Annotated in this window: 16 protein-coding genes; 11 read left to right on the top strand and 5 right to left on the bottom strand. The window is 72.8% G+C overall.

Annotation, left to right across the window (positions count from 1 at the left end; all coding sequences use genetic code 11):
- Positions 1 to 175 precede the first annotated feature (175 nt).
- From AB0N27_RS01835 to AB0N27_RS01825, 3 genes are all read left to right on the top strand, one after another.
- On the top strand, positions 176 to 2,059 hold the full coding sequence (locus tag AB0N27_RS01835) for a bifunctional adenosylcobinamide kinase/adenosylcobinamide-phosphate guanylyltransferase (RefSeq protein ID WP_364362519.1): 1,884 nt from the start codon (positions 176 to 178) through the stop codon (positions 2,057 to 2,059).
- Positions 2,049 to 2,822, top strand: a complete 774-nt coding sequence (locus tag AB0N27_RS01830; protein WP_364362518.1) for an adenosylcobinamide-GDP ribazoletransferase — start codon at positions 2,049 to 2,051, stop codon at positions 2,820 to 2,822. The genes AB0N27_RS01835 and AB0N27_RS01830 overlap by 11 nt, the downstream gene beginning before the upstream one ends.
- A 66-nt stretch (positions 2,823 to 2,888) precedes the next feature.
- Positions 2,889 to 4,187 carry a DUF2314 domain-containing protein gene (locus AB0N27_RS01825; protein ID WP_364362517.1) on the top strand — a complete coding sequence of 433 codons (1,299 nt, stop codon included), beginning with the start codon at positions 2,889 to 2,891 and terminating at the stop codon, positions 4,185 to 4,187.
- A 118-nt stretch (positions 4,188 to 4,305) separates the two neighbouring features.
- On the opposite strand, the gene gcvT is transcribed toward AB0N27_RS01825, so the two are convergent.
- A complete protein-coding gene (gcvT, locus tag AB0N27_RS01820; protein WP_364362516.1) occupies positions 4,306 to 5,436 on the bottom strand; it encodes a glycine cleavage system aminomethyltransferase GcvT in 1,131 nt (376 codons plus the stop codon).
- 163 nt (positions 5,437 to 5,599) lie between these two features.
- Between gcvT and AB0N27_RS01815 the strand changes: the two genes are divergently transcribed.
- On the top strand, positions 5,600 to 7,174 hold the full coding sequence (locus tag AB0N27_RS01815) for a leucyl aminopeptidase (RefSeq protein ID WP_364362515.1): 1,575 nt from the start codon (positions 5,600 to 5,602) through the stop codon (positions 7,172 to 7,174).
- A 45-nt stretch (positions 7,175 to 7,219) separates the two neighbouring features.
- Here the strand turns inward: AB0N27_RS01815 and AB0N27_RS01810 are convergent, their stop codons facing one another.
- Positions 7,220 to 7,549, bottom strand: coding sequence for a hypothetical protein (locus AB0N27_RS01810; RefSeq protein WP_357991777.1), 330 nt, complete (start codon positions 7,547 to 7,549; stop codon positions 7,220 to 7,222).
- 178 nt (positions 7,550 to 7,727) lie between these two features.
- Between AB0N27_RS01810 and lpdA the strand changes: the two genes are divergently transcribed.
- Together lpdA and sucB are read left to right on the top strand one after the other, a co-directional pair.
- A complete protein-coding gene (lpdA, locus tag AB0N27_RS01805) occupies positions 7,728 to 9,119 on the top strand; it encodes a dihydrolipoyl dehydrogenase (protein WP_364362514.1) in 1,392 nt (463 codons plus the stop codon).
- Positions 9,120 to 9,185: 66 nt separating this feature from the next.
- A complete protein-coding gene (sucB, locus tag AB0N27_RS01800; RefSeq protein WP_364362513.1) occupies positions 9,186 to 11,024 on the top strand; it encodes a 2-oxoglutarate dehydrogenase, E2 component, dihydrolipoamide succinyltransferase in 1,839 nt (612 codons plus the stop codon).
- Positions 11,025 to 11,091: 67 nt separating this feature from the next.
- Here sucB and AB0N27_RS01795 read toward each other — a convergent pair whose 3' ends face one another.
- Complete coding sequence (locus tag AB0N27_RS01795; protein WP_364362512.1) at positions 11,092 to 12,027, bottom strand: SDR family NAD(P)-dependent oxidoreductase; 936 nt, start codon at positions 12,025 to 12,027, stop codon at positions 11,092 to 11,094.
- Between the two features lie 147 nt (positions 12,028 to 12,174).
- Here AB0N27_RS01795 and AB0N27_RS01790 point away from each other — a divergent pair, with 147 nt between their 5' ends.
- From AB0N27_RS01790 to AB0N27_RS01780, 3 genes are all read left to right on the top strand, one after another.
- Complete coding sequence (locus tag AB0N27_RS01790; RefSeq protein ID WP_364362511.1) at positions 12,175 to 12,744, top strand: helix-turn-helix domain-containing protein; 570 nt, start codon at positions 12,175 to 12,177, stop codon at positions 12,742 to 12,744.
- 46 nt (positions 12,745 to 12,790) lie between these two features.
- The gene (locus AB0N27_RS01785; RefSeq protein ID WP_364362510.1) at positions 12,791 to 14,128 is read left to right on the top strand and encodes a low temperature requirement protein A; all 1,338 of its coding nucleotides are present in this window, start codon (positions 12,791 to 12,793) and stop codon (positions 14,126 to 14,128) included.
- 91 nt (positions 14,129 to 14,219) lie between these two features.
- On the top strand, positions 14,220 to 14,723 hold the full coding sequence (locus tag AB0N27_RS01780) for a hemerythrin domain-containing protein (protein WP_364362509.1): 504 nt from the start codon (positions 14,220 to 14,222) through the stop codon (positions 14,721 to 14,723).
- A 3-nt stretch (positions 14,724 to 14,726) separates the two neighbouring features.
- On the opposite strand, the gene AB0N27_RS01775 is transcribed toward AB0N27_RS01780, so the two are convergent.
- Positions 14,727 to 15,092 carry a MerR family transcriptional regulator gene (locus tag AB0N27_RS01775; protein ID WP_364362508.1) on the bottom strand — a complete coding sequence of 122 codons (366 nt, stop codon included), beginning with the start codon at positions 15,090 to 15,092 and terminating at the stop codon, positions 14,727 to 14,729.
- Positions 15,093 to 15,148: 56 nt separating this feature from the next.
- Here AB0N27_RS01775 and AB0N27_RS01770 point away from each other — a divergent pair, with 56 nt between their 5' ends.
- Entirely contained in the window at positions 15,149 to 16,138 is a 990-nt protein-coding gene (locus tag AB0N27_RS01770; RefSeq protein ID WP_364362507.1) for an aldo/keto reductase, read from the top strand.
- Positions 16,139 to 16,280: 142 nt separating this feature from the next.
- Complete coding sequence (locus tag AB0N27_RS01765; protein WP_364362506.1) at positions 16,281 to 17,198, top strand: TIGR01777 family oxidoreductase; 918 nt, start codon at positions 16,281 to 16,283, stop codon at positions 17,196 to 17,198.
- Between the two features lie 68 nt (positions 17,199 to 17,266).
- Here the strand turns inward: AB0N27_RS01765 and AB0N27_RS01760 are convergent, their stop codons facing one another.
- Positions 17,267 to 18,502, bottom strand: a complete 1,236-nt coding sequence (locus AB0N27_RS01760; RefSeq protein WP_364362505.1) for a PHB depolymerase family esterase — start codon at positions 18,500 to 18,502, stop codon at positions 17,267 to 17,269.
- Positions 18,503 to 18,620 lie beyond the last annotated feature (118 nt).

Genomic DNA, 18,620 nt, shown 5'->3' with positions numbered 1-18,620 from the left:
CGCGTCTCCCCTCGCCGCTGAAGTCCCCGTGGGACGAACCCCCGCCAGCGTAGTCGGCCCCGCGCCCGACGGCCGCTCGCTCGCCTCCCCCGCGACCGGTGGGTTGATCAATCCCGGTCCGCCACGACGCCGGGCCGGCAGGCAGCGCGACCCCGGCCGGCCTTAAGGTACGGGCATGTCCGTTGACGGGTGGAACACGGTCCTGGTGCTCGGCGGCACCCGGTCCGGCAAGTCGGAGTTCGCCGAGTCCCTGGTCATCGACGCGCCGGTGGTCCGCTACCTCGCCACCGCGCCGGAGGGCGACCCGGAGGACACCGAGTGGGCGACGCGGCTGGCGTCGCACCGCGCCCGCCGGCCCGGCAGCTGGACGACCGAGGAGACCGCCGCGGATCCACGCCGGCTGGCGGACGTGCTCGCGTCCGCCGAGCCCAACGAGACGCTGCTCGTGGACGACCTGGGCGGCTGGGTGACGGTGCTGCTCGACCCCGAGCACCAGCCGGCCGACGACGTGGCGACGATTGCCGAGCTGGCCGAGGCTGTCCGCACCTGCTCGGCGAAGGTGGTGCTGGTCAGCCCCGAGGTGGGGTTGTCGCTGGTGCCGACCACGCCGCTGGGTCGGGCGTTCACCGACGCGCTCGGCGCGGCGAACCGCGCGGTGGCGGACGCCTGCGACGCGGTGGCGCTGGTGGTCGCCGGCCAGCCGGTGTGGCTGAAGCCGACCGACCACGCGGTGCCGGCGGTGCCCGCGACCGCGACGGCCACCGCACGTGTCGCCCCCCAGCAGGTCCCGGTCGACACCGACACCGAGCCCACCCCCGAGGTGCAGCTGCCGGAGGTGCTGACCCATCCGGCGCCGCCCGCCCCGAACCAGGAGCCCGGCAACCCGTGGGCCGCGCCCACGATGGCGCTACCGATGGTCGCCACCGGCCTGGTCATCCAGCCGGGCATGGAGCTTCCGATGCCCGACGAGTACGCCGGCCCGCAGGCCGTCGACCGTCTGGCCACGTTGGACGTACCCGGCGCCGGGCTGGGCGTCCTGGACCGGGTGGTCGGCTTCGCGGCCGCCACCCAGGCCACCTCGACGCCGGCCCCCTGGGGCTCGGTACGGGTGCTGCTGCTGCACGGCGACCACTCCGGCGGGGCGTCGGCCGGCGCCGTCCCCGGTGAGTCGGCGCGCCGGGCCCGGCAGGCCGGCGCCGGTCAGGGCGCGTTGGCCCGGCTGGCCGCCGAGAGCGGCGCGAGCCTTCAGGTGGTGGACGCCCCCACGGCGGCGGCCATGGAGGACGAGCCGGCGCTCACCCCCGAGCAGGTCGAGTCGGCGCTGCGGTACGGCTGGCGGCTGGCCGAGCAGGCCGCCGACGCCGGCGTACAACTGCTGGTGCTGGGGGCGTGCGGGGCCGGCACCGAAGCGGCGGCCGCGGCGGTGCTCGCGGCCACGGCTGGCGCGGAACCCCCGGCCGTGCTCGGTCGGGTGATCACCGACTCCGGCGAGATCGACGACGCGGCCTGGATGGTCCGCTGCGCGGCGGTACGCGACGCGTTGCACCGCACCCGTCGTTCGCCGCGAGGCGCCAAGGACGTGCTTGCGGAACTGGGCGGCGGCGACGTGGCGGTGGCCACCGGTGTGCTGCTGGGCGCGACCGCCCGGCGGGTGCCGGTGCTGCTGGACGGGCCGGTCGGGTTGGCCGCCGGAATGGTCAGCCGTGACCTGGCCGGGCAGGCCCGTCACTGGTGCCTGCTCGCCGACCACGGCGGGCACCCCGCGGTGCGGCTCGCCGCCGACGTGCTCGGCCTCACCCCGCTGCTGGATCTTCGGCTGGATCTGGGCGAGGGCGCCAACGCGCTTGTCGCGTTGCCGCTGCTGCGCTCGGTGCTGGCGCTTGCCGCCGCGCTGCCGACCCACCCGTCACTGGGCGGCGACGAGCCGGCGTCCGAGGAGCCGGAGTACACCGACGAGGAGTACACCGAACCGGACTTCGCCGAGCCGGAGCCGGACGGGCCAGGCCCGGGCAGCACCGGCGCCGACGAGCAGCCCGCGTCGGGCTGGCGTGCCGGCTGAGTCGCGGCTCGTCGCGGGCGCCCGACTGGCGGTCACCACGTTCAGCACCCTGCCGGTGCGCGCCGGGCGGATCGACCGCCCGGTGGCCGGCACCGCGATGGCGCTCGCCCCGGTGGTCGGCGCGCTGCTCGGGGCGCTGCTGGCCGGGGTGCTGCTGCTCGTCGGCGCGCTCGCCGCACCGCTGGTGGCCGCCGGGGTGACGCTGGGGGCCGCGGCCCTGCTCACCCGGGGGCTGCACCTCGACGGGCTGGCCGACACCGTGGACGCCCTCGGCTCGTACCGGCGGGGCGCGGCGGCACTGGAGATCATGAAGAAGCCGGACGTCGGCCCGTTCGGTGTGGTCGCCCTGGTGGTCGTCCTGCTGGTGCAGGCGGCGGCGCTCACCGAGCTGGCCGGCCGCCCCTGGCCGGCGTGCCTCGCGGCGGTGGTCGCGGCGACGGCCGCCGGGCGGCTGGGCGTGACAGTCGCCTGCCGTCGGGGCGTACCGGCGGCCCGACCCGACGGGCTCGGCGCGCTGGTGGCCGGCACTGTCGGCCCGCTGGCACTGGCCGCCGGCGCGGTCACCGTCGCGCTGCTGGCGGTGCCCGCGGTGCCGGGCCGTCCGTGGCAGGGGCCACTGGCCGTCGTCGTCGCGCTCGCCGTCGCGCTCGCGCTGCTCCACCACGTGGTACGCCGGTTCGGCGGCATCACCGGCGACGTGCTCGGTGCGACGGTCGAGGTGGTCACCACGCTGGTCTACCTGGGTCTGGTGCTGTCCGCCTGAAGCGGGCGCGGCGGGCCGGGTAGCGTTCGGCTCGACAGCACCGGCACGGCAACCGGGGGAACCCACATGCTCATCACTGACGACTTCCTGCCCGTACCGGTGCCGGAGTCGCTCAGCGCGACCTACCTGGTGCCGATGGTGGGGCTGCCGAAGGTCAGCGCGAAGACGGCGGTGGCGGCGCTCACCGGCCGGCTCGCCGAGCCTGTGCACGGGCTCGCCCGGCAGATGCTGGACAGCCCGCTGATGAGCGTGGACACCAGGCCGATCTCGGAGTTCCCCGAGCTGCCACCGGACCTGCTCACCGCGTTCGGCGCCACCGAGGAGCAGCTGGCGCGGCTGGCGGCGGCGACGCACCTCGTCGTGGTGCAGGCCGAGTACCGGCCGGGCTGGCCCCCGGCGCACGAGTGGGCGGCCCGGGCGGTCGCGGCGGCGGTCGCCGAGTCCGTCGACGGCGACGTGGTGGACGTGTTCGGCCTCCAGTTCCTCGACCCGGCCACCGCGCTGCGCTCGCTCCCCGACGAGCAGGGCCGGATCCGGCTTGTCGACTGGGTGCTGGTGCCGTACTCCTCGGACACCGAGGGGCTGTGGTTCACCACCAAGGGGCTGCGCCGCTTCGGACTGCTGGAGTTGCAGACCCAGGGGGTGCCCGACCATCTGACCCGGGCCTGGGGTGCGGTGATGACCGGCGCGGCGCGTCGGCTCCTGCGGGACTGGACCGACGGGCTCACCGGCGACGAGGTGCCGGCGTTCGTGCAACTGCCGGTGCTGGCCACCGTCACCGGGCACGACATCGCGGTGGCGTACGGCAACCCGGAGCAGCACGGCGCGACGGCGCCTGTGCTGCTGCGCCTGGAGCTGGACCCGGCGACCGATCCGGAGGCCGACTCGTTCCTGAGCCTGCGCCCGCCGGCCGGGCATCCCGGCCCGGACGGGCGTTACTACGCCGCCGCGTGCGCGACGCTGTTCTCCGGGATCCAGCCGGACGTGCGCTACGCCCGGTCCGGTGACGCGATGAGCCGGGCGGTCGCCACGGCCCGCGCGGCGCTGGGCGACGCGCGGGCACGCTTCGTGGCCGGCCGGTTGCCCGCCGAGTCGCAGCTGGTGGTGAAGTACGGCCTCCCCGGCGACGACGGCCCGGAGTACGTCTGGGCGGGTGTCACCTCGTGGGAGGCTCCGGAGCGGATCGTCGGCGTGAGCGCCAGCGACGCCAGCACCGACCCGAGCGTGCGCATCGGCGCCCCGGTGGTGGTGGAGGCGAGCGAGGTGGTCGACTGGGCCGTCCTGGACGCGACGGGTGTCATCGAGGGCGGCTGGACCCAGGCGGTCCTGGACTCGGGCGAACCCCCCACCCCACCCACCCCCTGAGGCCCCCACCCCCGTCCTCGTTGATCATGAAGTTGTTGCCGCCGCCATCGGCGTGTCGTGGCAACAACTCCATGATCAACGAGGGTCTGGCCGGGGTTAGGCCGGGGTTAGGCCGGGGTTAGCGGACTGAGGGGGTTACGAAGGGGGGCTTCGTCAGCGTCAGGGGGGCTCGACGGCCTCGGATGTCGATCTCGACCTCGTCGCCGTCCGCGAGCTTGGCGTCGGTGTCCAGCAGGGCCAGCGCGATGCCCTGCTTCCTCGTCGGGCTGAAGGTGCCGCTGGTCACCACGCCCACCTGCTCGTCGCCGACGTGCAGGGTCATCCCCGGCCGCGGGATGGCGCGGTCGACTGCCACCAGGCCGCGCAGCGTACGCCGGGGGCCGGCGGCCTTCTCGGCGAGCAGCGCGTCGCGGCCCCAGAAGGCCTGCTTGTCCCAGCCGACCGCCCAGCCGGAGCGGGCCTGCACCGGGGTGATGTCGAGCGACAGGTCCTGCCCGTGCAGCGGGTAACCCATCTCGGTGCGCAGCGTGTCCCGGGCCGCCAACCCGCAGGCGCGCAACTCGAACGCCTCACCGGCGGCGAAGAGCGCGTCCCAGACGGCCACCGCGTGCTCCGCCGGCACGACCAGTTCGTAACCCAGCTCGCCCGTGTAGCCGGTGCGGCAGACGGTCAGCTCCACCCCGGCCAGGGTCGCCGCCGAGAAGCTCATGTAGCCGTGCTCGGTGGGCAGGCCGAGGGCGGCCAGCAGCTCACCCGAGCGGGGGCCCTGCACGGCCAGCACCGCGTACGCCTCGTGCTCGTCGGTGACGGTGACCGACTCCGGCGCGGCGGCGCGCAGCCGGCGCACCACCTCGGCGGTGTTCGCGGCGTTCGGGATGAGGAAGACGTGGTCGTCGGCGTACAGGTAGGCGATGATGTCGTCCACCACGCCGCCGGTGGCGTCGTCGCAGCAGAGCGTGTACTGCGCCCGACCGGGCCCGATCCGGCGCAGGTCGTTGCTGAGGCAGGCGTTGACGAAGTCGGCCGCGCCGGGGCCGCTCACCCGGGCCTTGCCGAGGTGCGAGACGTCGAAGACCCCCACCGCCGTACGCACCGCGGTGTGCTCCTTGAGCACCCCGCCGCCGGCGTACTCCAGCGGCATCTCCCAGCCCCCGAACGGGGCGAATTTGGCGCCGGCGGCGGTGTGCCGCTCGTGCAGCGGGGAACGGCGCAGCCGGGTCGCGGCGGCGTCGGAGGTCACGTCGGTCATGGGTGGGAACTTACCGGGGGCAACGTGGCTGGTTAGCATCGGCGGGATCCCTGCCGGCACGATCGGCGGGACAACCCCGACGTCCGGCGGGTAGGTTCCGCCGGAGACCTTCATCGCCGGTACGCGACGCCGCGGCCGGCCCGGCCCGCCCGGAGTAGCTTCAGTGACATCGCCCCGCACCACCACCCTGAGCCTGGTCGACACCGACCCCGCGGAGCTCGCCGTCGACGCGATCGTGATCGGCGTGCACAGCCAGACCGGAGAGCAGGGCGCCACCAGCGGCCTCGCCGGCACCCTCCTGCTCGCCAGCGGCGCGGAGAGCATCGCCGCCGCGTTCGACGGCAAGCTGACCGAGACGCTGGCGCTGCTCGGCGCGACAGGTGGCCCCGGCGAGGTGATCAAGCTGGCCACGTTGGGCACGGTCACCGCCCCACTCGTCGTCGCCGTCGGGCTCGGCCCGGAGCCGTCCGGTGCCGCCCCGGCGCCGGAGACGCTGCGTCGTGCCGCCGGCTCGGCCGTCCGGGCCCTGGCGGGCGCGCCGAAGGTGGCGCTGGCCATGCCGCTGCCCGACGACGCGGACGCCCCGGCCGCGCTGCGCGCGGTAGCCGAGGGCGCGCTGCTGGGCGGGTACCGGTTCGCCGGCTACAAGACCCGGCCGCAGCCGGCCCGGCGGGAGCCGGTGGCCGAGGTGGTCATCGCGGTGCCGGACGCCGCCGACGAGGGCGCCCAGGCGGAGATCACCCGGGCGCAGGCGGTGGCCGGCGCGGTCCGGCTCAGCCGGGACTGGGTGAACACCGCGCCGAACGAGCTGCGTCCGCCGTCGTTCGCCGACGCCGTGGCCGGCGCGGCGCGCGAGGCAGGCCTCGAGGTCGAGGTGCTCGACGAGGCGGCGCTGGCCGCCGGCGGGTACGGCGGCATCATCGCCGTCGGGCAGGGCTCGGAGGCGCCGCCCCGGCTGGTGAAGCTCACCTACACCCCGCAGGGCGGCGGCAACGGCAAGCGGGTCGCGCTCGTCGGCAAGGGCATCACCTTCGACACCGGCGGCATCTCGATCAAGCCTGCGCAGGGCATGTGGGAGATGAAGTCCGACATGGCGGGCGCCGCCGCGGTGGGCGCGGCCATGCTGGCGATCGCGGCGCTCAAGCCGTCGGTGGCGGTCAGCGGGTACCTGCCGATGGCGGAGAACATGCCGTCGGGCACCAGCTACCGGCCGGGTGACGTGATCAGCATGTTCAACGGCAAGAAGGTGGAGGTGCTCAACACCGACGCCGAGGGCCGGATGGTCCTGGGTGACGCCATGGCCCGCGCCTGCGCCGACGGCACCGACTACCTGTTCGAGACCTCCACCCTGACCGGCGGTCAGGTGATCTCGCTGGGCAAGCGGATGGCCGGCGTGATGGGCACCCCGGAGCTCTGCGAGCGGGTCCGGGTGATCGGCGACGCCGTCGGCGAGCCGGCGTGGCCGATGCCGCTGCCCGACGACGTACGCAAGGGCATGGACTCGGACGTGGCGGACATCTCGCAGGTCAACGCCGGGATGGACCGGGCCGGTCACATGTTGCAGGGCGGCGTGTTCCTGCGCGAGTTCGTGACCGACGACGTGGCCTGGGCGCACATCGACATCGCCGGGCCGGGTTACCACTCGGGCGAGCCGGTGGGCTACTGGACCAAGGGTGGCACCGGCGTTCCGGTCCGCACCCTGGTGCAGCTCGTCGAGGACGTCGCCGCAAACGGCTGACGGAACTGAGCGAGGGGCCCCCGGTCGATGCCGGGGGCCCCTCGCTCAGTACAGCTCGGGGCGGCGCTTGCGACGTTCGTTGAAGTCGCGCATCCGCTGCGGGTAGCCCATCAGCCGGACGTCGTACACCGGGATGCCCATCCGGTACGCGAAGCGCCTGGCGCCGTCGGGGCCGTCGATCCGCCGTCGGGTCCACTCGCCGTCGTCGGCGATCAGGATGACGGTGGTCTCCGTCACGGTCGTCCGTGGCTCGATGAACGCCTCGACGCCGCGGCGACTCCGGATGAAGTTCTCCAGATGGGCCAGATCGCCTCGGTCGGCCGCGCGGTCGTGGCTCGGCACACGCGCCTGCTTGCGGCGTCGGAACAACCCCACCGAACGTCTCCCCCATGCTGCGTCATCGACAACGGTGCCAAGGGTACGTGTCGATGACGTGTCGTTGGGCACCTCGGTACGCACCCTGTGCCCGGTGGTGACAAGATGACCGAGGTGGGGTGTGTCCGTGTTACAACCCCGTGACCCCCGATGCAGCGACGCGACCTGGGAGTTGGACGTGAGCGAGCCGAACGAAGCGACCTTCGACATCGTCATCCTCGGAGGTGGCAGCGGCGGCTACGCGGCGGCGCTGCGTGCCGCCCAGCTTGACCTCTCCGTCGCGCTGATCGAAAAGGGCAAGCTCGGCGGCACCTGCCTGCACAACGGCTGCATCCCCACCAAGGCGCTTCTGCACGCGGCCGAGATCGCCGACCAGACCCGCGAGTCGGAGCAGTTCGGTGTGAAGGCCGAGCTGGTCGGCGTCGACATGGCAGGGGTCAACTCGTACAAGGACGGTGTGATCTCCCGCCTGTACAAGGGCCTGCAGGGCCTGGTGGGCGGCTCGAAGAAGATCACCTTCGTCGCGGGCGCCGGCAAGCTGGTCGACAAGAACGTGGTCGAGGTGGACGGCAAGCGCTACACCGGCCGGAACATCGTCCTGGCCTCCGGCTCGTACGCGAAGAGCCTGCCCGGCCTGGAGGTCGACGGTGAGCGGATCATCACGAGCGACCATGCGCTGACCCTGGACCGGGTCCCGTCGTCGGTGATCGTGCTCGGCGGTGGCGTGATCGGCGTCGAGTTCGCCAGCGTGTGGAAGTCCTTCGGTGCGGACGTGACGATCGTCGAGGCGCTGCCCCGGCTGGTCGCCGCCGAGGACGAGGAGTCGTCCAAGGCGTTGGAGCGGGCATTCCGTAAACGCAAGATCAACTTCAAGGTCGGCAAGCCGTTCGAGAAGGTCGAGAAGACCGAGAACGGCGTCAAGCTGACGATCTCCGGTGGCGAGACCGTCGAGGCCGAGCTGCTGCTGGTCGCCGTGGGTCGCGGCCCGAACACCGCCAACCTCGGGTACGAGGAGCAGGGCGTCAAGATGGACCGCGGCTACGTGCTGACCGACGAGCGGCTGCGCACCAGCGTGCCGAACGTCTACGCGGTGGGCGACATCGTGCCCGGCCTGCAGCTCGCGCACCGGGGCTTCCAGCAGGGCATCTTCGTCGCCGAGGAGATCGCCGGTCAGACCCCGGCCGTGATCGACGAGGTGGGCATCCCGCGCGTCACCTACTGCGACCCGGAGCTGGCGTCGGTGGGGCTGACCGAGGCCAAGGCCAAGGAGCAGTACGGCGCCGACAAGGTCTCGTCGTACAACTACCCGCTCGGCGGCAACGGCAAGAGCCAGATCCTCAAGACCACCGGCTTCGTGAAGCTGGTCCGGGTGGAGGACGGCCCGGTGGTCGGCGTGCACATGGTCGGCGCCCGGGTGGGTGAGCTGATCGGTGAGGCGCAGCTCATCTACAACTGGGAGGCCTACCCGGCCGAGGTCGCCCAGCTCGTGCACGCCCACCCGACCCAGAACGAGGCCCTGGGCGAGGCGCACCTGGCCCTCGCCGGCAAGCCGCTGCACGCGCACGCCTGATCACCCAAACCGCGGCGTCCGGCGACGGGCGAAGATCCCCTAGGGGAATGAAGGAGTCTGGAGAACATGCCGGTATCGGTCACCATGCCCCGGCTCGGCGAGAGCGTCACCGAGGGCACCGTCACGCGCTGGCTCAAGCAGGAGGGCGACACGGTCGAGGTCGACGAGCCCCTGCTCGAGGTCTCGACCGACAAGGTCGACACCGAGATCCCGTCCCCAGCTGCCGGCGTGCTGAGCCGGATCGTTGTCGGTGAGGACGAGACCGCCGAGGTCGGCAGCGAGCTGGCTGTCATCTCCGGTGAGGGCGAGTCGACCGGCGGTGGCGAGGCCGCCCCGCAGGAGCAGGCCCCGGCCGAGGAGGTCGAGCCGGCCGCCGAGCCGACCGCCGCCGCCGAGGGCACCGCCGACCAGGTGGCCCAGGACGAGGCGCCGGCCGAGACCCCGGCCCCGGCCGCCGCGCCGTCCGGCGAGGGCACCCCGGTGAAGATGCCCGCCCTGGGTGAGAGCGTCACCGAGGGTACGGTCACACGCTGGCTCAAGCAGGTCGGCGAGACCATCGAGGTGGACGAGCCGCTGCTGGAGGTCTCCACCGACAAGGTGGACACCGAGATCCCGTCGCCGGTCGCCGGCACCGTGCTGGAGATCAAGGTCGCCGAGGACGAGACCGCCGCGGTCGGCGCCGACCTGGCCATCATCGGCGTCGCCGGCGCGGCCCCGGCGAAGTCCGAGCCGAAGCCCGAGCCGAAGGCGGAGGCCATCCCGGCCCCGAAGGCCGAGCCGAAGCCGGAGCCGAAGGTCGAGGAGCCGACCCCGGGCATGTCCTACAACGAGCCGTCCGCGGAGGCCGAGACGTCGGCGGAGCCGGCGAAGGCCGAGCAGGCGGCGCAGCCGTCCGCGCCGGCCGCGGCACCGCAGCGCCCGTCCGCCCCGGCCCAGGGTGATGGCGAGGAGGCGGCAGGCTACGTGACCCCGCTGGTGCGGAAGCTGGCCAGCGAGCACGGCGTCGACCTGTCCACGCTCAACGGCACCGGCGTGGGTGGCCGGATCCGCAAGCAGGACGTCCTCGACGCGGCCGAGAAGGCGAAGACCGCCCAGGCCGCACCGGCTCCGGCGGCTGAGCCGACCGCCGCGCCGTCGGCCGCCGCGCCGAAGCCGGCCGCCAAGCCGCAGCCCAGCGCCAAGCGGGGCACCACGGAGAAGCTGCCGAGGATCCGGGCGACCATCGCCAAGCGGATGCAGCAGTCGCTGCACGAGACGGCGCAGCTGACCACTGTCGTCGAGGTGGACGTCACCAAGGTCGCCAAGCTGCGGGTGAAGGCCAAGGACTCGTTCCAGGCCAAGCACGGCGTGAAGCTGTCCTTCCTGCCGTTCTTCGCCCTCGCCGCCATCGAGGCGCTCCAGACCCACCCGATCATCCAGGCCAGCATGGACCTGGAGGGCGGCACGATCACCTACCCGGCCGCCGAGCACCTCGGCATCGCCGTGGACACCGAGCGCGGCCTGCTCGTGCCGGTCATCCACAACGCCGGTGACCTGAACATGGGCGGCATCGCCAAGCGGATCGCCGACCTGGCCGAGCGCACCCGGGCCAACAAGATCACCCCGGACGAGATGGCCGGGGCGACCTTCACGCTCACCAACACGGGCAGCCGGGGCGCTCTGTTCGACACTCCGATCGTGCCGTCGCCGCAGTCGGCGATGCTCGGTACGGGTGCCGTGGTGAAGCGTCCGGTCGTGGTGAACGACCCGGAGCTGGGCGAGGTCATCGCGGTCCGGTCGATGGTCTACCTGGCCATGTCCTACGACCACCGCCTGATCGACGGCGCCGACGCGGCCCGCTTCCTGACCTCGGTCAAGGAGCGGCTGGAGGCCGGCAACTTCGAGTCGGAGCTGGGCCTGGCCTGATCCCCGCGCCAACGCCGAAAGGGCGCCCCGGTCGTCGACCGGGGCGCCCTTTTCGTCTGCGGGGAACTCAGCCCTTGAGCAGGGTCTCGGAGACCTCCCAGAGTTGTGCGGCGGCCTGCGGGTCCAGCGCGTACTCGGCGACGCCGGTGCGCCCGCCTGGCTGGGCCGGGGCGGCCTGCTGGCAGTCCTCGAAGTAGCGCCCACCGACACCGTCCAGCAGCGGCGACGCGGCGACCAGCACCGAGGTGGCGGCACCCTGCTCGACGGTCTTCCAGACGGCCGCGTTGCCGGCGCGCATCCGGGTCAGCTCCTCGTCGCTGACGTACCGCTGGAGGTTGGTCCGGATCGCGCCGGGCATCAACGAGTTGGTGAAGATGCCGTCGTCGGCCCAGCGGCGGGTCGCCTCCACGGCGAACAGCACGTTCGCCGTCTTCGACTGCCCGTACGCCTGCCAGGGGTCGTACTCCCGGCGGTCGTACTGGATGTCCTCGAAGACCACCGGGGAGCGCAGGTGGGCGGCGGAGCTGACCGAGACGATGCGGGCCCCGCCGGCCGCGGCGAGCGCCGGGCGCAGCCCGGTGGCGAGCGCGAAGTGCCCGAGGTGGTTGGTGGCGAACTGCATCTCCCAGCCCTGCGGGGTGCGGCTCAGCGGCGCGGCCATGATCCCGGCGTTGTTGACCAGGATGTGCAGCGGGCCGTCCCAGTTGGCCACGAAGTCGGCGACCGAGCCCTGGTCGGCGAGGTCGAGCGGGGCCACCAGGATGCGCTCGTTGCCGGTGGTGGCGGTGATGTCGTCGGCGGCCTTCTGGCCGGCGTCGGGGTTGCGCACGGCAAGTGTGACCTCGGCGCCGGCGCTGGCGAGGGCACGGGCGGTCTCCACGCCGATGCCTGACGATCCGCCGGTGACGACCGCCCGCCGCCCGACGAGGTCCACGCCCTTGATCACGTCCATGGCCGTGGAGTGATGGGCGAACGGGGTGGTGATCGGGTTGCTCGTCGTCATGATCCATCCTTGTTCGGGGAGGGCGGGCCGGTCGGCCCGCCGTACGATGGAAGCGGAGGATCCTCCGCTATGGCCGAGACTAACCGGAGTTTCCTCCGGTTACCACCCGACGGGGAAACCGTCGGCCCGCACAGCCAAGGAGGAGACGTGCCGGAGACCAGCCCCCGCCCCCTGCGGGCGGACGCGCTGCGCAACCGCGAGCGGCTGCTGGAAGCCGCGGTCCAGGCGTTTTCCCACCCCGGCCCGGAGGTAACGCTCGACGCCATCGCCCGGCAGGCCGGTGTGGGCATCGGCACCCTGTACCGCCACTTCCCCACCCGGGAGGCCCTGGTCGAGGCGGCCTACCGCAACGAGCTGGGCAAACTCTGCGACGCCGCACCGGACCTGCTCGACCGGTCGCCCCCCGATCAGGCGCTGCGCGCCTGGATGTCCCTGTTCGTCGACTACCTGGCCACCAAGCGCGGCATGGCCGACGCCCTGCGCCTGGTGATCGCCTCCGGCGCCAACCCGTACGCGCACAGCCGCGACCGACTGCTGGAGGCACTCGGCCGGCTCCTCGACGCCAGCGTCACGGCCGGCGCCGTCCGGGCCGACGTCGACGTCGCCGACGTGCTGGCCGGCGTGAGCGGGATCAGCCTCGCCACAGGCGAGCGCGACCAGGCCGACCGGCTGCTCGACCTGCTCATGGACGGCCTGCGACACCGCCGGACGGACTGAGCCCGTTCCGGCCTCCGGCCAGGCCGGACGCTGCCAGAGTGAGACAGTGGGCGGCTACCGGCGGGGTGGGCAGCTGGGCCCGGCCGTCCCGATCGCCCCCGGAGCGCGGGTGGACAAGTTCGAGGTCTTCTTCGACCTGGTGTTCGTCTTCTCGTTCTTCATCATCACCCGGGCCACCGCCGCGAACGTCTCCGGCCGACAGTTGCTGCACGCGGCCCTGGTGCTGGCGGTGCTCTGGTGGTGCTGGGTGGTGCACAGCCTGGTCGCCACCCGGGTACGGCTCGGCGAGGGTTACGTCCCGGTGCTCATGGTGGTGGCGATGGCCGCCCTGTTCGCGTTCGCGCTGGCGCTGCCGCAGGCGTTCAGCGACCCGAAGGGCAGCGCCGCCGGCCCGATGCTGGTGGCCGTCAGCTACGTGGTGGTCCGCGGCATCCACTGGGTCCTCTACCAGCATGTCGTGCGGGACAGCCCGCAGGAGCGCCGGCAACTGCGCCGGTTCGCCCCCGAGCTGGCGGCGAGCATCATCCTGCTGCTGGCCGCCGCGCTGATCCCGTCGCAGATCGCCGACACGGACGAGGCGGCGATGATCCGGGACGGCCTGTGGATCGCCGTGGTGGTGGTCCAGTTCGCCACCGGCTTCATCGTCGGCACCTGGGGCTGGGGGGTGACAAGCGCCGAGCACTGGACCGAACGGTACGACCTCATCCTGATCATCGCGCTGGGCGAGTCCGTCATCTCCACGGGCGTGGGCGGCAACCTGCTCGGCAAGCCGGCGACCTGGCCGGCGGTGACGGCCGCCACGCTCAGCATCGTGGTCACCGCCGCCCTCTGGTGGGCGCACTTCGACTTCATCGGCCCGGCCGCCCGGATCGCCCTGCACGCGGCCGAGGGCGCTCCCCGGGTGGCGATGGCCCGCGACGCGTACGCGTACCTCTACCTGCCGATGATCGCCGGGATCATCCTCTTCTCCATCGGCAACGAGGAGGTCCTGCACAAGATCACCGACCCGGCCGGTGGAATCGCCGAGAAGGTCGAGGGGCCTGCCGTACTGATGCTCTTCGGCGGGCTGATCTGCTACTACGCCGTCAACATCCTGTTCCAGCTCCGGACCCTGCACACCCTCTCCTGGACCCGGGTGGGCGTCATCGTGGTGTTGACAGCGGCCCTGCCGATCGGTAAACACCTGCCCGCGCTGGGGGCGCTCACCCTGGCGACGGTGATCTGCGTGGCGCTCGTGGCGGTGGAGGTGCTGGTGATGTCGAAGTCCCGGCACGCGCTGCGTGCCGCCGTCTTCCACGAGCGGATCAGCCACGAGGCCCACGAGGCCGCCTGGCGGGCCCGCTGGCACGACCTCCCGGAGCCGGACGAGCCCACCACGCCGTGAGCCGTCCGGGTAGGCTCCGGCCCAGCGTCGCGGTGCACCCGGCACGAAGGCCGCCGTGGGCATGGAGGCGCGGGGACAGCATGGGACGAACGTGCACCCGAAGAGTTCACCCGCCGACCGGCTCGCCGCCGTCGGCAACCAGATGATCGAGATCCACCTCTGGCTCAGCGCGGAGTTGGCCCGCCTGCGGGAGAGCCTCGACGACCCCGACGGCGGGGTCAGCTCACGGGACCTGCGGGCACACTGTCTGAGCTTCTGCGCCGCACTCGGCAGGCACCACACGGGCGAGGACGACGGCGCGTTCCGGCTGCTGGCCGACCAGGTCCCCGAGCTACGCCCGGTCATCGCGAACCTGATCACCGACCACGAGGTGGTGGCGGGGGTCCTGCACCGGGTCGAGGCGCTGCTGGGCACCGACACGTCCCTGCCGGCGACCCAGGTGCGCGCCGAGCTGGACGGGTTGGCCGCGCTGCTGGAGTCCCACTTCCGGTACGAGGAGAAGCGGCTCGTGAGCGCCCTGAACGCCCTCAGCGGCCAGCCCGGGACGGCCGAGGAACTGCTCGGCCTGACCGCGCCACCCCGGCCGGCCGGCTGACGGTCACCGGCCCGGCAGGCGCTCGTAGAAGCGGATCTTCTCCCGCAGGTGGTCGTACTGGCGCTGGAGCAGCCGCATCTGCTCCTCCACCTGCTCGGCATGCCGGCGCAGCAGCTCCAGGCGCTCGTCCACGGTGTGCTCGCCGTCGCGGGCCAGCTGCGCGTAGCGGCGCATCTGGGCGATCGGCATCCCGGTGTCCCGCAGGCAGCGGAACAGCACCAGCCACCCGAGATCGTCGTCGGTGAAGACCCGCTGCCCGCCCGCCGTGCGTTCCACGTCGGCGAGCAGACCGATCTTCTCGTAGTACCGCAGGGTGTCCAGACTGAAGCCGCTGCGCCGAGCGGCCTCCGCGGGGGCGTAACCGGTCATGGCCGCCGATGGTAGCCCTTGACCTGGAGTGCACTCCAGGTTGGAGGCTGGGCCGCATGACCATGACACGGACGCTGGGACGCAGCGGCATCGAGGTGAGCGCAATCGGGATGGGCTGCTGGGCGATCGGTGGCCCGCTCTGGGGTGACGACGGGCAGCCGTTCGGCTGGGGCGAGGTGGACGACGACGAGTCGATCCGCACCATCCACCGGGCCCTCGACCTCGGGGTGACCCTGTTCGACACCGCCAGCAACTACGGCGCCGGGCACAGCGAACGGATCCTCGGCCGGGCACTCGCCGGCCGGCGCGACAGCGCGGTGATCGCCACCAAGTTCGGCAACGTCAGCGACGAGGCGACCCGACGGGCGCTGGGCACCGACGCCAGTCCCGCCTTCGCGGTCCGCAGCCTGGAGGACTCGCTGCGCCGCCTCGGCACCGACCACGTCGACCTCTACCAGCTGCACATCAACGACCTGCCGGTGCCCGCCGCGCTCGAGCTGGTCGGCACCCTGGAGGACCTGGTCGACCAGGGCAAGATCCGGGCGTACGGCTGGAGCACCGACAACCCGGCCTCGGCCGAGGCGTTCGCGGCGGCCGGGGCGCGCTGCGTCGCCATCCAGCACGACGAGTCGGTGCTCAGCGACAACGCTGCGGTGCTTGCCGTCTGCGACAGGTACGACCTGGCCAGCCTCAGCCGTGGGCCGCTGGCGATGGGGCTGCTCGCCGGCTCGACCCGGGCGCTCGGCGCGGACGACGTCCGTGGGCGGGCACCCGAGTGGCTGCACTGGTTCACCGACGGAAAGCCGACCCCGCACTGGGCGGCACGGGTCGACGAGGTACGCGCGGCGCTCACCGCCGACGGGCGGACCCTCGCCCAGGGCGCGCTCGGCTGGCTGCTGGCCCGCAGCCCTCGTACGGTGCCGATTCCCGGCCTGCGCACGGTGGCCCAGGCCGACGAGAACCTGGCGACGCTGGCGCGGGGCCCGCTGAGCCCCGACGCGTACGCCGAAGTGGAGCGCCTCCTGGCCGACCTGCGCAAACCCTGATCCCCCACCGCCTTGCCGATCTTGCACTTCCGGTCCCGGCGAACCGCACCTTTCTCCGCGAAACGGCGACACGAAGTGCAAGATCGGCGAGGAGTGGGGCCGGGGCGCGTCCGTGGCCGGTGTTTTCGACGAAGATGTGGGCATGCGGATCCTTCTGGCCGGCGCGTCCGGCTTTCTCGGCACCCGGCTGGCCGACCGGCTCGCCGTGGACGGGCACCAGGTCACCCGGCTCGTCCGGCGGGCGCCAGGCGGGCCGCAGGAGCGGCAGTGGAACCCGGCCGCCGGGCAGCTCGACCCCGTCGCGGTTGCCGGGGCGGACGCGGTGGTCAACCTGGCCGGCGCGGGTGTCGGTGACAAGCGCTGGAACGACGACTACCGGCGGTTGATCCGCACCAGCCGGGTGGACAGCACCACCACACTGGCGACCACAGTGGCCGGGCTGCCCGCCGCCGACCGTCCCGCGGTGCTGCTCAACTCCTCGGCCGTCGGCTGGTACGGCAACACCGGCGACCGGGCGGTCGAGGAGGACGCGCCTGCCGGCGAGGGTTTCCTGGCCGACGTCTGCCGGGTCTGGGAGGCCGCGACCCGACCGGCCGAGGACGCCGGGGTACGGGTGGTGCGGCTGCGGACCGGCCTGCCGCTGCACCGCGACGGAGGGCTACTCAAGCCGCAGTTGCTGCCGTTCAGGCTGGGGATCGCCGGCCGGTTGGGCAGCGGTCGGCAGTGGCTGCCGTGGATCTCGATGGACGACTGGCTGGACGCGACGCTCTTCCTGCTGGCCCGCGCCGACATCGCCGGCCCGGTCAACGTGGTGGGCCCGAACCCGGTGACCAACGCCGAGTTCACCCGCGAGCTGGCCCGCCAGCTGCACCGGCCGGCGATCATCCCGATTCCCGCCCTGGCGCTCAAGGTGGCCCTCGGCGGCTTCTCCCACGAGGCCCTCACCAGCACCCGCGTCCTCCCCGGCGTCCTCACCCGAGCGGCCTTCCCGTACCAACACCCCGACCTACCCAGCGCGCTCCACGCAGCCCTGACACCCACCCCCCACCCCTCGCGTTGATCAAGAGGTTTGCGTCATCCGGACGCCGGAATCTGACGCAAACCTCTTGATCAACAGGCCAGAGGGGGTCAGCAGCCGATCACCCAGTAGTTGGGGCCGGTCTGCTTGAGGGCGCTCGTGTAGAAGGTGTTGTAGAGGCCCATCCGCTGGTTGGAGCCGTTCGCGTAGGCGTAGCCACCGGACTGGTACGCCCTCCCGGCGGTGACGTGGGCGTAGTTGCTCGCCGTCACGCAGGTCGCCGGCGTGCTCGGGGTGGGGGTCGGCGTGGCCGTGGGGGTGGGCGTCGGGGTGGCCGTGACCGTGGGGGTCGGGGTCGGGGTGGTGCCGCCCCCGTTCAGGCCGAAGAAGAGCGCGTCCCGGTACGTCGAGCAGATGGTGTCCAGGAAGTACACGCCGGCGGTGCCGCACTGCTCGGCCGCGGAACCCGGATCGACAGGGGTGCCGTGCCCCATTCCGGAGACCCGGTACAGGCGTACCTCGTCGTTGCCGTACACCTCCAGGCTCGTGTTGCCGGGCAGCGACGAGGTGCTGGTCGGGGTCTGCGAGATGCCCCGCACGTTGGTCCACTGGTCCCGGGACTCGGTGCCGTTGAGCGGGGTGACAGTGGTGTCCGAGGTGCCGTGCCAGATGGCCACCCGGGGCCGTGGGCCGGTGTAGCCGGAGTACGCGCCACGGACCAGGTCGCCCCAGGCGGCAGGGGTCTTGTCCGCGCCCGGGTTCATGCAACTGAACGCGTTGACAGTGCTGGTGGCGCAGCGGTACGGGATGCCCGCGATGATCGATCCGGCGGCGAAGACGTCCGGGTAGGTGGCGAGCATGACCGCGCTCATCGCCCCGCCCGCGGAGAGGCCGCTGACGTAGACCCGGGAGCCGTTCACGCCGAAGTTCGTCTTGGCGTGATCGACCATCTGCTTGATCGACAGCGCCTCGCCCTGACCCCGCGTGGTGTCCCCCGCCTCGAAGAAGTTGAAGCAGGAGTTGGCGTTGTTGCCGGAGGGTTGCTGGGCGACGATCAGGGCGAACTTCCACTGGTCGGCGTACTTCTGCCAGCCGGAGTTGGCGAAGTACCCGGAGGCGTTCTGGGTGCAGCCGTGCAGCAGCACCACCGCCGGGGAGTTGGCCGGCAGGTTGTCCGGACGGTAGGCGTACATGGCGAGGTTGCCCGGGTTGGAGCCGAAGCCGGTGACCTGGGTGAGGGTGGCGGCCTGGGCGGGGGTGCCGAGGGTGATCGCGCCCGCCGCGGCGAGGACGAGCCCGGCGACCGCGCCGATCAGGCGGTGGAGGGTGGACGAGGAGCGGCGCACGGCGGCCTCCTGTGGGGGCGGACTGTGAACTGGGTCACTGTCGAATTGCCGCGACGTTACGTCCATGTGTCGTCGGCATGACATGGCGCACGCGCACACATTCACGACTGCCGGTGTG

The organism is Micromonospora sp. NPDC093244 (assembly GCF_040683695.1).
Lineage (GTDB): Bacteria > Actinomycetota > Actinomycetes > Mycobacteriales > Micromonosporaceae > Micromonospora.
Note: the sequence above shows the minus strand (reverse complement) of the source record. Positions and strands in the feature narration are given on the sequence as shown.